This window comes from Cytobacillus oceanisediminis (assembly GCF_003182355.1).
GTDB classification, from domain to species: domain Bacteria; phylum Bacillota; class Bacilli; order Bacillales; family Cytobacillaceae; genus Cytobacillus; species Cytobacillus oceanisediminis_A.
In genome coordinates, this window is sequence record NZ_QGTW01000013.1 from 74,606 (window position 1) to 87,861 (window position 13,256).

Below are 13,256 nucleotides of genomic sequence, written 5' to 3' on the forward strand. Positions count from 1 at the left end.
TCAAAAACTCCCCTTTTTATCAATATTATTTATAAGCTAGTTCATATAGAGTACCGATCAGTGCTTTAACTCCTTCAGCTAAATCATCCGGCTCGGTATATTCACCCGGGTTATGGCTAATGCCCTTATGGCTTGGAACGAAAAGCATAGCCGTTGGGATGAAAGGTGCAAAAATTTGTGCATCATGGCCGGCACCGCTATGCATTACCTTATAACTCAAGTTTTTTTCCATACAGTGGTTTTCAATAATTTCTACAATTTTAGGATCCATTGGGACTGGATCAGTATCGAGCCATTTTTCAATGGTCGCCTCAACTTCATGCTCTCTTGAAATATTTTTTATTTTTTCAGTAAATGCTTCAGTAAAATGGACAATGGCATGTTTGTCAATATGACGCAAGTCTAAAGTGAAAACGGCTTTTCCCGGTACCACATTCGAAACGTTGGGAGAAATATCAATCCTTCCAACTGTTGCTACCAGCGGTTCACCATACTGCTTTGCCAAGTTGAGCGTTTCATGGATCATATGGCTTGCAGCAAAAGCAGCATCTTTGCGATAATTCATTGGTGTTGTTCCGGCATGGTTCGCTTCACCAGTTACCTCAATCGTAAAACGCCTTTGTCCAACTATACCTTTTACGACACCGACAGATTTATTTTCGTTTTCAAGAACATTTCCCTGTTCAACGTGGACTTCGACGAAGATCTTCAAATCCTGGCGCGGAGCTTTTTTTTCTTCTCTAAAAGCAAATCCTGCTTCACTCATTGCTTTAGCAAATGGAACACCCTTGGAATCTACAAGATTTTCAACATCCTTCTTAATTGCACTTCCCACGATATTCTTCGAACCCCAAAAGCAGTAAGGAAATCTGCTCCCTTCTTCCTCTGCCAAAGAGACAACCTCCAGATTTCGTTTTGGCATTCCATATTGTTCCTTTAAAAAGATTATTGCTAGAATTCCAGCCACAATGCCGTATTGGCCGTCATATAATCCGCCATTTTTCACAGTATCTATATGAGACCCAGTTAAAACCGTCTCACCCTGATTTTGTCCCTTTAATACTCCGCTTAAATTTCCAACTTCATCAAACTGTACCTTTAACCCTTCGGTTTCCATCCAGGATTTCAAAGCTTCCTGAGTATCCGTCCATTGTTTGGAATAAAGAAGACGGGTAATCCCCCCTTCTGGATCCTCCGCAAATGTCCCCAGCCATTCCAGCCTTTTCACAATACGTATTGCCAAATTTTCAATTTCAAGCTTTCCATGGCATTTTATTAAGTCTTCCATACCAAATATCCTCCCTATGTTTATTGTATATGGTATTGGCAGGTTCTAGATCTTGAATTGAATTGGGTCTCTGCTAAACTTCTTAAATAGTTTGCTTGCCTTTCTTCCTGTATAAAATCTATTACTTCTTATCATTTTTAACAAAAAAACCTTAGTAAAAAGCAGTAATAGAGAATTATGCGTTCATAGCTTCCGCTTGACTTTTGCTCCTGATAACTTGGCCAAGAGGTTCTCCGGCAATCCCATGATCCAAATCATATACAACGTTGCCGCGAACAAGGGTTTTGGTTACTCGGCAATCAATCTTTCTTCCAATATAGGGACTCTGCTTATGGCGATAAAATAACCCTTCTTCCTTTACAACATAAGACCGATTGGCATCCACTAAGATAATATCGGCATCCATTGATACAGCTATTTCTCCCTTATTGGGAATGTTAAAACGCTCAGCCGGATTACAGGAAATCATCTTTACAAAAATAGTTATTGGTATATTACGTTTCAAAACCGCTTCATCAAACATTAAATCTACGTTATTTTGACAGCCTGTGATTCCTCCCCACACTTCAAAAAAATTATTTGAAGAACTTTGCTTCATTTCAGGCGGACATGGTGAGTGATCAGACGTTAACATATCAATCTTGCCTTCTATTAACTGCTGCCAAAGTTTTTCTTGTTCTTCTCTGCTGCGAAGCGGAGGTGAACATTTGGCAGCCGGGCCAATTTCTTCGAATTGTGCGGCAGTGATTGTAAAGTAATGGGGACAAGATTCAAGTGACACATCCTGTCCCTCTCTTCGGGCCTTTACAATTTCCTCTACTGCTTCAGCAGTACTGATGTGCACAAAATGGAGCCGGCACCTTGTTTCTTTCCCTAAATAAAGAGCACGTTTTACTGCCTCAACCTCAGTAAAAACAGGCCTGGATAGGACATAATCCGCCGCAGTAATCCTTCCTTGCCCAGCCAATACTTCCCCTAACCGGTCTGTAATAAGGGCATTTTCCGCATGGATTGATAAAATATGCCCCAACTCTGCAATCTTTTTCATCCCTGCATAAAGCGTATAATCATCCACATTCGAAAAATCATTGGGATTATCAGTACCGCAGGTTGACATAAAGCATTTAAATGCTACAACTCCTTCATCAGAGAGCTCTTTTAGTCTTTCAAGATTGCCTGGAACAAGTCCGCCATAAAATGCATAATCAATATAATTCTTCCCTTTTGCTGCTTCGGCCTTTAAATTCAGGGTTTCCCTGTCTATCGTAGCTGGCAGGGCATTTAAAGGCATATCTACATAACATGTGGTCCCGCCAGCTGCCAATGCTTTTGTCCCTGTTATAAAACCTTCCCACTCCGTTCGGCCAGGTTCACAAATATGCACATGAGTATCAATCATTCCAGGCATGACATATTGTTCACTTGCATCTATGATCTGTTCTGCTTCATTGTCAATTGTTTCAGCAATCGCTGCAATTATTCCATTTTTTATTGCGATATCATTTCTTCTTACTTCGTCCCTGAAAACAACTTTGCCACCCTTTATAATCAGATCATATTTCATCGTTTTTCTCCCTTTACTCTTTAATAAAAACGTCTCTGAAATCCTCATACTTAAAAAAAAGAGAGATTCTAGCGGACCTCCCCCAGAGCATTACGAAAAGTCTCTTAATTATTAAATTATACAAAATAATCAAATTATTTTTTCTGAATTTTTTTACCTGTTTTTTAGTTATTTTTACTTCTTGTATCCAACTGGATAGCCTGAGATTTTTGGAGAGTTATTTTCGAATAATACCTACATTACCGTATACTAAATTCCCCCTGTAAAATACCGCGCAGCGTTCTGATCTTCTTGCAATGGCCTCTGCCGAACAGCTTGCATCGAACAGGATCATACTGGCTTCATCTCCTGCTTTGGGCCAGATCTGATTCCCCTCTTTATCCAAGGGTGTTTTACCGCCTGTAATAAACCGCATTGCCTGTGAAAGAGATTTTTCATCAGTCCACCTGTATCGTTCGATTAAGCGGCCAGCTCTTTCCAGAATATCTCCGTTTCCTGTAGGCCACCATGAATCAAAAATATTATCATTCCCAACTGCGACTTCTACTCCGCATTCATTTAACAGATTAACTGGAGGTATCGCTCGGCCTATTGGAAGGCTGGTAACAATCGAAATACCTGCGTCCTTTAATATATCTGCCATTTCATATGCTTCTTCTCTCGAAACATCTCCCAGTCCAAATGCATGGCTGATCGCAACTCTTCCTTCCCAGCCTGCTTCCTTTGTTAAAATGGCCAGACGTTTCATCGTAAAAGTCCCAAGGTGGCCAGGATCATGTAAATGCAAATCAATATCTGCATTTCCCTCAACAGCCAAATCCATTAATTGAACGAGTGAAGCTTCAATATTGTTGTCAACGGTTGCAGGATCTACCGCACCCACAATTCCTGCACCTTCTCTAACGGCTTCTTTAATAAGCTGAGGAGTTCCTGAGCACAGCAAACCATGCTGGGCAAACGCAACAATTTCAGCGCTGGCATAATCTGAAAATTCCTCCAATGTTTGCTGAACCCCTTCTAAATTCTGCAATTTGACCTCAGGGTAAATATCCACATGAGTTCTAACGTGAGTTGATCCAAATGATATTAATTTCTCAAGCAATGCTTTTGACCGCTGTTGGGTGCTTGTTGGTATGGATGCCAATGCACTTTTTTCAATTTCACAGCGTTCGATGACACTTGAAGCAGGACTGCAGGCTTTCCACTTCTCCCCCATGTATGTTTTATCAAGATGGACATGCTTTTCGACAAAGGATGGCAAAAGAAGCAGTCCCCCTGCATCTTTTACTGGTAAGTTACCTGAAAAACACTCCCAGTCTTTAACAACTTTTGCAATGCGGCCGCCCTCTATTAATATTTGAAATAAATCTGTTATAGTACCTATCACTCTATCATTCTCTTTCTTGTAACCACATTCCAGCCGTACATTCTTTATCCAATAATTCCCTTTCATATTCATTCCCCTTTCTTTATTTAAGATCCTGGACAAGATAAAAGGGCATCCAGAATGGATATCCCTCTTATCTTTGACAGCTTATTTAATTGAAATATCATTGATCTCCAAGTAACCAGAAGGACTTATAGAGAAGCCTTTCACTCCTTTTGAAATTGCAGCCATATTCTCAATCACACGGACCGGAATATATACGGACTCTTCCATTTCAATTTCCTGAGCCTTTTCATATAGCTCTAAACGTTTATCCGAATCCTTTTCAGCACGAGCAGCTTCTATTAAGCTATCCACTTCTTTATTACTGTAAAAGAAAGTATTGCCAGCAGCACCGTGAGAACTGCTATGGAAAAGATTATATTGATTGTAATCAGCATCACCCGTTGCATTTCTCCAGCTTAAAATAAACATTTCCGTGTCGCCGCGGTTTGCTTGTTCAACAAATGTGCCATATTCAAACACTTGTATATCCACTTTAATTCCGATTCCTTTTAGCTGTGACTGAAGGACTTCTGCCATATTTATCCATTCCTTCTTGTCCATCGTTTTTAATGTTGTTTCAAACCCATTCGGATAACCTGCTTCAGCCAGCAGTCTTTTTGCTTCATTGAGATTATATTCGTATGCTTTCATACTTTCATGGTATCCGAAAACCTTAGGCCCCAATAGCGAGTTTGATTTGTTTCCGATATTGTTAAATACTCCTTCAATAATGGAATCCATCTCAACTGCATGCCCAACTGCTTTACGAACCCGAGCATCATCAAATGGCGCTTTTTCTACGTTAAAACCAATATACTCTGTACCAAATCCTTCGCTGCGGTATATTTCAGAGTTTCTGGAGCTTTCCACCGTATCCATCATTGTGACAGAAAGTGGTTCAGCTATATGAGCTTCACCTGTTTCAAGCATTGAAATCCTTGTTGTTTCTTCCGGAACTACCTTAAATAAGACCTTATCTAGTTTAGGTTCAGGCCCCCAGTATTTTTCGTTTTTATTAAACACAATTTCTTTGCCCGGGGTCCAGGACTCGAACACAAATGGACCTGTCCCAACTGGCTCCTGAATTATTTTTTTTCCGTATTTTTCAATCGTTTTTGGTGCGATAATTCCGGCTTCATGACTGGCCAAAATGGAAAGTAAAGGAGAAAACGGCTCCGATAATTTAAATTGAACAGTATATTCATCAACTGCCTTTACTTCATCTACCATTTTGAATACAACGGCCCTGGGGGAAGCAACTTCCGGATCTAACAGACGGTCAAATGTAGCTTTCACAGCATCCGCATTAAATGCTGTCCCGTCATGGAATGTTACATCTTTTCTGAGCTTGAATTCCCATGTTGTATCGTCCAGCTGTTTCCACTGTTCTGCCAGCAAAGGTTTTATTTCAGCATTTTTGTCCCGGCCAACAAGCCCCTCATAAATTTTATTATGTGTAACGCTGGCAGCATTGATTGTGGACATGAAATGATGATCTAAATTTTCAGCGTCAGACAAGCGGGCTATAACTAAAGTCCCGCCGCTATCAGACGTTTTACCCTTTGTGTTTTGACTTGAGCTAACGTCCTGTTTTGTTGAGCAGCCTGCAATTAGGATTGCCATCAGAAAAATTAAAACTAACTTCCCAAATCTTCTTTTTGCTTTCATAGACTATACCCCCTTTTTATTAAAACCATAAGGTCTTTATCTAATTATATAAAATATTCAGATTACTTAATTTCCATTATCTTTACTAGTTTTTTAAATATTTCTACTACTTGATTATCCTGAAGAATTTATCCTTTATTGATTGAGTCAACAACTCTAAAAGACGGCGGCAGCAATTCATTCTCAGGAAGCTGCTGGTAATCTCTCTCCATATATCCTTTTCTCATCTTTTCAAAGTATTTTTGACCTTTGCATTTTATTTCATCTAAATTAAGATTAGGTATTTTTCGGTCTTTCATTACTACATTCCCATTTATAATTGATAACTTTACATCTCTTCCGGTTCCACTTGCAATCATCGTTCGTATGGGGTCATCTAAAATTCCCATATGAAATCCGTCTAAATCGATAGCAATGATATCTGCTTTTGCTCCAGGAGCAAGACGACCCAAATCGTCCCTGCCAAGAAATTTCGCCGCGCCCAGTGTAGCCGCCCGGTAAAAATCAGCGTATGCTGAATCCTCAACTTCTTTATCTACTATCCGTGATAGCATGCTCCCTGTTCTAATATTCTGAAACATATCCGGAGGGAAGGTATCTGTTCCCAATGCTAAATTTATTCCAGCCCTTTTATACTTCGCAAAGGATTCCATTGCCTGGCCATGCCTCCCAATAATTAAAGGACAATGAATAACAGTCGTATTTGTTTCCTTCAGCAGCGCCAAATCATCTCCATCACCTGCTAGTGCCTCACTGTATCCGGAAATAAAATGAGCATGCGGAATTCCTGTTTTCGAACCTAAAAACCCAAGATTATACAAATGCCTTATTGGGGTTACGCCATGGTTATTAATGATAGTATGATATTCAAAACTGCCTTGGGCTGCATGCAGTTTGATCGGAACACCCAATTTATCACTATAATGTTTTGTCTGGATTAAACTTTCTTCCGTTTGACATTCAATCCGTTCAGGTGCAAGCATCCCCCTGACCAATCCATTAAAAGAGCCATCAAATTCCTCCACAAATTTTACAGCTCTTTCTAACCCTTTCCTTCCTGCTTCTTCATCCCAATAAATTTTTATATTTCCATCACCCTGTACGACCCTAACCCCCGATTGATAACTTGGCCCCAGATAAATCCGCAGTCCCAAGCTTGCTGCATGGCTGGCTGCCGAGGCCAGCTCCTCATATGTTTCTGCCCATCTCTTATAATGCACAGAAGTAATTGGCATTGCCGTTGTAATACCATGAAGGATTAGCTGGGAATAAGCATATAGGGATTTGAAAGCCTCTTCTTCCCCAGTCATAATTTCACGATGTCCCTGCTCAACATAACGCTCGGACCAAAGCAGATTTTTCTGTCTTGTCGTACTGGCTTCCATATGCAAAATGTCGTGATCTATATCTCCCAATGCATTCAAATCAATGAACCCCGGACTAATTAAGGCATTACCAGCATCTATTACTTTATCAGCTTGACCTAAGTAATTTTTTCCAACATAGACAATCGTATCGTTTTCATATACAACCTCAGCATCTTCTAAAATGACATGATCTTCCCCATCATAACCGATAACATATTTTCCTTTTAGCTTGGTTTTCATTGGTTATCCCCTTTCGCCACAATAGAAGTGCAGTCTTCTTCGTTATAGTTGGTTCCATCAGCATAGCTACGTGTATGACCCCAGAAGTATTTCGTCTGCTGCATATATTTTTCGAGGCCAGCACGTTTAATTGTTGAAAAAGCCTCTTCATTTGCTTCGGCTAGAACTTTCCTTTCATCAACTGAACAAGCATTTCGGTCTTTCATCACGATCTTGCCATCTACGATAACATGCTCTACATCATTAGCTGTAGCTTGATAGACAAGCCGGTGAATATGCATAAATTCAGGAGTTAAATGCGGCTGCTGCAGATTGACTGTAATGACATCAGCCTTTTTTCCAATTTCAAGAGAGCCAAGTTCATCGTCCCACCCAATGCATTTGGCAGCATCAATTGTAACCATCTCAAGAAGCTTTCCAGGCGGCAAGCAATATTCATCTCTATGGGCTGCCTGATGAATGAACTGTGTTTTCCTCATCGCTTGAAACATATCAAAACTGGTTGATGGAGAAGTTCCATCTGTTGAGATTGCAACCGTCGTTCCAAGCTCCAGTAATTCTATGATCGGTGTGCGGGCATGAATTTGAGAAAAACCCGGTGATGCACTCACATTCGTCCCTGTTTCTGCTAAAACTTTAGCCTCATCGAAAGATATCCCCCGGCAGTGCTGCAGATGAACATCCGGACCTAAAAGAGCATTCTCCCAATCCCGTACCGCTAAGTGAATCATCCCTCCAAAAGCATCAGAGTGAATCCTGGTATTATATTTTCTGGCAATCTCCCTTATTTTTTTGGCCTGATAAAGATCATGCCCCGTTAATTTACGAAGCTTGGCAGGCGAGGTTGGACCCGAGGGTTCAACCGATGTAACGATTACAAAAGGCGTAATAAATGCTCTTGTCCGATCTTCATTTGCATGGTTTAATGCCTCAATTACCGCTTCTGCTCCATTTAACACTTCCTCGTAGGTTACATCTCTTGTAATTCTCTTTCCGTCTATCCACCGGCTGAATGAATGTGGCCATGGCGGGTTGCAAGGCCCGGTGCACACAACCTCCCTAACACCGGTTTCAGCGTACGCCTTTGCATGATTGATGGCAAAAATCGGGTCATCTGATCTTGGCATTGATCCAAGAACAGAGACACCCGTCGTTATACCCGCTTTTAATCGTTCAAGAGCAGAGAGCTTCCCTTCATAGTACCAAAAGTCATCTGTTACAAAGTGCTTATAGGTATTCGTCATAATGGGCATCCAAAAGTCAATATTCTCCATTGCGATCGTCTTGAACATCGAGTGTCCGCCATGGCCATGAACATCTATTAACCCTGGTAAAATACAATGATGACTACAGTCAATGATTTCCTTTGCCTCATACTTTTCAATTAGTTTTTCACTAGTATCCACATCCAGGATCCTGCTTCCATTTATCGCAACAGCTCCATCCTGGATCATCCGTCTATTTGGATCCATCGTAACGACCGTTCCATGAATAAGCAGTAAATCAATCATTTCCTTCCTCCCTCACCTTCCTCTTTATCTACAATTATAGGGAAGAAAGAAATATAGAACTTTCAGAATTATTACTTTTATTTAAAATATTTCTACCTTTTTTTTCATAATTTATACTTGTAAAAATATAATAATTTCTAAAATTAGGTGCCTTCCCTTTGATTTACTTTTCTCATCAATTCTTCACATAAAACACGGGCATGATTATGGATCGGGTCTTTCGCGGCATATAATAAGGTGACCTTATTTACTTTGGACATACTGGCCAATTCTTCTATCTTGCGGATCTTATCTTCCTGCGTACGCAGCTCAATAAGATACTTTTCCCGAAACTCATTAAAAAGTTCAGGTTTATGATTAAACGCTTTTCTCAGCTCGCTGCTTGGTGCAATATCCTTTTCCCAAGCTGATAGGCGTGCATCCTCTTTCTTTATTCCCCGTGGCCAAAGCCGGTCGATTAATACACGGGAGCCGTCATCTTCTTCAAATGGATCATAAATTCTCTTTATAAAAATTGCTGCCATTTGCAAGCACCTCTTCCTGAACGGTTACTATTAATATTTCTTGTTTCTATATCCATTGTGATTTGCTATTATTTTACTATAAACACATTATACAAATTTTTCTAATTTCATGAAGGTGAGGTGTAAGGAATTTGACAGGTACAATTGCTGTCATTATGATTTTCTCCATTCCCATTGTCAGCATCCTGACTTTTCATACGCAAAGGCTGGCAAAAATTAAACACAGCATGATTAAAGATGAAATTACCCTGGAAAAGCTAAAACAGGAAAACTTCCTGCTTGAAACGGAAAAAATGAAAATAGAACTTGAACAGATAAAGTTTGAAAACTTGCAGGATAAAACGAAAATAATGTGACCTTTTGAGAACTCTCTTCTGGCCCTCTTTTTTCTGCTTCAAAATGACACGGTAAAATTACAATATCCTGCTGGGCTTGTTTTGATCTGCAGATTAATGGCCGGAACAGCAGCAGAAATTAAAACTTTTTTCCCTTCTGATTGGCAAATGCGCATAATAAAATCCCCTTCTAATTCAGGAGGGGATTCTTTCTTTATATATTCTGGATAATTTTTCTGGCAGTGTTTGCCCCGTTTTCGATGCAGTCCGGTATGCCGACCCCGTAATAAGAACAGCCGGCAAGCCATACTCCAGGGTAATCCTCAGCCAGCCTTCTTTCAAGTGCAGCCACTGTTTTTGGATGGGTTATCAGGTAGTTTGGCATTTTCTCCGTCCAATTGGTCACTTCACTTGCTGCAGGCTCAGCCACAATTCCAAGGCTCTTTTTGATATCAGCCAAAGCAACCTGCAGAAGCTCCTCTTCATTCATTTCCTTGAGAGATGTGAACACAGGATGGCTGCTTTTATAAAATAACCTTATAAGCAGATTGCCGCTTTCAGATGTGTGCTTCCATTTTCGGCTTGTCCATGTACAAGCATTGCATGTTAATTCATCGGTATTTGCGGTGATAAAGCCTGTACCGTCTGCCGGAAGCTGGCTGTCCGGAATATCAAAAGCAACATAGATCGAAATAAGCGAACTATTTTTAAGACCGCTAAACTCCCTTTCAAGGGCTCGGTCTTTAATCAGCACTTCAGCCGCATTGTGTGGAATGCTGAGCACAACATGATCTGTGTCCATGCTTTCCCCATTTGTAAAAGTGACCCTATAGCGGCCATTCGCTTTTTCAATTTTAGCGGCCTGAGTGTTTTTTAAAATTTCGGCACCCTCCAGTTTTTCTTCATAAGCATGTATTAGTGCATCCAAGCCGCTTTTAAATGAAAGAAACTTTTTTTCCCCGCCACTCTGAAATGCTTTTCTGTTTTCTTCAATTCCTTTTATAATGCTGCCATACTTTTCTTTATAATCGAACACCTGCGGAAGGGTTGAAGCAATCGTCAAATCACTGAGTTCACCGGAATAAACACCGGAAAGCACAGGAGCGATCTGCTTTTCAACCAATTCTTTTCCGAAAAAATGCTCCAAAAATTCGCCAATCGAATCATTCTTTGTAAAACCTTCATTTTTCGTATAGAAATCCTTTAACGCTGCAACTTTACCTTCAGCAGACACAAGGGTCGTTTTTGCCAGAGATTCAACGCTGGCTGGAATCCCGAAAACAGAATCTGCCGGAATCAGCTTTAGCTTTCCATCGCTGTATATATACGAACGCCCCGCCGTGTTATAAACGAGCTCTTCTTCCAAGCCAAGATCCTGGATAAAATTCATCTCATTGGCTTTGCGGGCAACTATCGAATCGGCGCCTGCTTCCATCACAAAACTGCCTTCCCTGACTGTTCGAATTTTACCGCCCAGCTGTGCTGATGATTCTGCCAGCACAAGCCTTATATTGGATAGATTTTCTTTTTTCCATTTATTCAATTCATACATAGCGGACAGCCCTGTGACCCCGCCGCCAATGACTAATACTGTTTTCACCTGTACACACCTCTATTTACATCCAATTCATATATAAAGTGTACCACATAATATCTGGGTGAAAGAATGTGATGGTTTGTCCAAATGATGAATATATATTAGAAAAGGGGGAGTGAACATGAAGCATTCAGTTCTTACGATGAGCCTGCTTCGCTATTCAATTTCATATGTTTTTATAGTATCCGGTTTTATGAAGCTGATCAGCGCGGAAATAGGCAATGCTTTTGTGAATCTGGGGCTTCCCTATCCCGAACTTCTCATGCATGTGGTCGCTTTTCTTGAAATTATATGCGGTGTATTAATTCTTTTTAATAGAAGTGCTAAAAGCGCAGTCATTCCACTGATCGGCATTATGATTACGGCCATTATCCTGACAAAAATGCCAGCTCTTGATTCAGGTTTTATGCCTTTTGCCTTTGACGCCAGGCTGGATGTCATCATGCTTGTACTGCTTTTCATTTTATATAGGCAATCTACGTAAACAGAACAGATTTTTTTAAGGGATGCTGATAGGACGGGAAGTGACCGATATATCCGAAACACCATATAAATTTCATGAGAGAATCTCTTCCAAATAGATGTTTTTAATAAAAAGGTTAGTTTTGGAACGAAATAAAGAAAAAACGGAGAGCTCAGTCTCTCCGCTTTTTTCATTTCCGAAACCAATTCGCATTCTCATCCATATGCAAAAATGGAATGTCTGTATTAACTTCACCAGATATCCGACTAACGTCAACATCCTGCCCGCCGAGCCACCTGAAAAAATCAAATATAATCGGCTTCCGGTCTCCGCCTAATGAGAACCAGGCCTGCATCTCCATTGGCAGGTAAGCGGATGTATGGATCGTCCCAGCCCAGCTGCCATAAAGATCGGAAAAAACGCCTTTGTCTGTATCGTTTAGAAGCCGGAAAGCATCACGAGCGCTTAATGGCTGCTCCTGGCGGATTTTCATCACATCCAGCCTTCGCTTGCTGTCAATCAGATGGTTCCGATTTTCATGCTTCATAATTTCAAAATGGTTCGTGCAGGCAGTTGTCTGGCGGATTTCTATTCCCCGGGGAGAGGTTTCCACCGCATAAGTCTCACCGCTTCGGTCGTATACCACATAAGTAAAAGAGTGACGATGCGGAATTTCCTTCAGCATATCGACCGCTTCATTGACATTAGCACATGACTCCAGTATAAGCCTGCCAATCATACAGCAGATAAAACCATCCCCCGGATTTTTCCGGTTCATAAAGTTATAGCCAATCACAAGCCCTTTTTCATTCATGCCATCCATCCGGCCCGTCACCCGCTGGCTGGGTCCCATGATCGCATATCCCTGATCTGTTGGCTGATAAAAGGTATAACGCCCCTCATATGTTTTTGGATGATAATCATAATTTCGGATCAGGTAGTCTTCACCTGTCATAATTGAACAGCCTGATCGGACATAATCCAAGCGATAGCCTCCAAACTCTTTTAGTACCCTTTCCATGGGCCACTCCAGTGCTTCACGCAATCCAAGCAGCTCATCCCAAATACCAGGCGCAAACCTAGTAATCGCCTTCCTCACTTCACCTTCATCAATCGAGAATCGCGGCTTTCTCACCTTCCATTGATCCTCCCGGTTTTTTACAGAAATTGAATCCTTTAACCTCTCTCCTTGCATATATCCAAAATCAAAGTGGGTACCCCGAAATTGGATAATATCACTGTAAATCTTCTTCAAAACAAATCCCTC

The 13,256-nt window shown here is 40.8% G+C and carries 11 protein-coding genes; 2 read left to right on the forward strand and 9 right to left on the reverse strand.

Features of this window, described 5'->3' with window-relative positions; translation table 11 throughout:
* Window positions 1-25 precede the first annotated feature (25 nt).
* The 7 genes from allC to DFO73_RS21165 all read right to left on the reverse strand — a co-directional run bounded on the left by allC (window position 26) and on the right by DFO73_RS21165 (window position 9,594).
* The gene (allC, locus tag DFO73_RS21135) at window positions 26-1,288 is read right to left on the reverse strand and encodes an allantoate deiminase (RefSeq protein WP_110066675.1); all 1,263 of its coding nucleotides are present in this window, start codon (window positions 1,286-1,288) and stop codon (window positions 26-28) included.
* 175 nt (window positions 1,289-1,463) lie between these two features.
* Window positions 1,464-2,852, reverse strand: a complete 1,389-nt coding sequence (allB, locus tag DFO73_RS21140; RefSeq protein WP_110066676.1) for an allantoinase AllB — start codon at window positions 2,850-2,852, stop codon at window positions 1,464-1,466.
* Between the two features lie 217 nt (window positions 2,853-3,069).
* A complete protein-coding gene (locus tag DFO73_RS21145; protein WP_110066677.1) occupies window positions 3,070-4,305 on the reverse strand; it encodes an amidohydrolase in 1,236 nt (411 codons plus the stop codon).
* 81 nt (window positions 4,306-4,386) lie between these two features.
* The gene (locus DFO73_RS21150) at window positions 4,387-5,952 is read right to left on the reverse strand and encodes a glutathione ABC transporter substrate-binding protein (protein WP_110066678.1); all 1,566 of its coding nucleotides are present in this window, start codon (window positions 5,950-5,952) and stop codon (window positions 4,387-4,389) included.
* 128 nt (window positions 5,953-6,080) lie between these two features.
* On the reverse strand, window positions 6,081-7,559 hold the full coding sequence (locus DFO73_RS21155; RefSeq protein WP_110066679.1) for an amidohydrolase family protein: 1,479 nt from the start codon (window positions 7,557-7,559) through the stop codon (window positions 6,081-6,083).
* On the reverse strand, window positions 7,556-9,070 hold the full coding sequence (locus DFO73_RS21160) for an amidohydrolase family protein (RefSeq protein ID WP_110066680.1): 1,515 nt from the start codon (window positions 9,068-9,070) through the stop codon (window positions 7,556-7,558). The genes DFO73_RS21155 and DFO73_RS21160 overlap by 4 nt, the downstream gene beginning before the upstream one ends.
* 143 nt (window positions 9,071-9,213) lie before the next feature.
* Window positions 9,214-9,594 (reverse strand): DUF488 domain-containing protein, encoded by a 381-nt coding sequence (locus DFO73_RS21165; protein ID WP_110066681.1) that lies wholly within the window; start codon window positions 9,592-9,594, stop codon window positions 9,214-9,216.
* Window positions 9,595-9,725: 131 nt separating this feature from the next.
* Here DFO73_RS21165 and DFO73_RS21170 point away from each other — a divergent pair, with 131 nt between their 5' ends.
* Entirely contained in the window at window positions 9,726-9,950 is a 225-nt protein-coding gene (locus DFO73_RS21170) for a hypothetical protein (RefSeq protein ID WP_110066682.1), read from the forward strand.
* A 193-nt stretch (window positions 9,951-10,143) separates the two neighbouring features.
* Here the strand turns inward: DFO73_RS21170 and hemG are convergent, their stop codons facing one another.
* Window positions 10,144-11,529 carry a protoporphyrinogen oxidase gene (gene hemG / locus DFO73_RS21175; protein ID WP_110066683.1) on the reverse strand — a complete coding sequence of 462 codons (1,386 nt, stop codon included), beginning with the start codon at window positions 11,527-11,529 and terminating at the stop codon, window positions 10,144-10,146.
* A gap of 118 nt (window positions 11,530-11,647) precedes the next feature.
* Here hemG and DFO73_RS21180 point away from each other — a divergent pair, with 118 nt between their 5' ends.
* Window positions 11,648-12,010, forward strand: coding sequence for a DoxX family protein (locus tag DFO73_RS21180; protein ID WP_110066684.1), 363 nt, complete (start codon window positions 11,648-11,650; stop codon window positions 12,008-12,010).
* A 169-nt stretch (window positions 12,011-12,179) separates the two neighbouring features.
* On the opposite strand, the gene DFO73_RS21185 is transcribed toward DFO73_RS21180, so the two are convergent.
* Complete coding sequence (locus DFO73_RS21185) at window positions 12,180-13,244, reverse strand: C45 family autoproteolytic acyltransferase/hydolase (protein WP_110066685.1); 1,065 nt, start codon at window positions 13,242-13,244, stop codon at window positions 12,180-12,182.
* Window positions 13,245-13,256: the final 12 nt, after the last annotated feature.

Coding starts and splice junctions, on each gene's coding strand:
- allC (WP_110066675.1), bottom strand. CDS start 1,288: ATGGAAGACTTAATAAAATGCCATGGAAAGCTTGAAATTGAAAATTTG.
- DFO73_RS21155 (WP_110066679.1), bottom strand. CDS start 7,559: ATGAAAACCAAGCTAAAAGGAAAATATGTTATCGGTTATGATGGGGAA.
- DFO73_RS21145 (WP_110066677.1), bottom strand. CDS start 4,305: ATGAAAGGGAATTATTGGATAAAGAATGTACGGCTGGAATGTGGTTAC.
- DFO73_RS21160 (WP_110066680.1), bottom strand. CDS start 9,070: ATGATTGATTTACTGCTTATTCATGGAACGGTCGTTACGATGGATCCA.
- DFO73_RS21150 (WP_110066678.1), bottom strand. CDS start 5,952: ATGAAAGCAAAAAGAAGATTTGGGAAGTTAGTTTTAATTTTTCTGATG.
- DFO73_RS21165 (WP_110066681.1), bottom strand. CDS start 9,594: ATGGCAGCAATTTTTATAAAGAGAATTTATGATCCATTTGAAGAAGAT.
- allB (WP_110066676.1), bottom strand. CDS start 2,852: ATGAAATATGATCTGATTATAAAGGGTGGCAAAGTTGTTTTCAGGGAC.
- DFO73_RS21180 (WP_110066684.1), top strand. CDS start 11,648: ATGAAGCATTCAGTTCTTACGATGAGCCTGCTTCGCTATTCAATTTCA.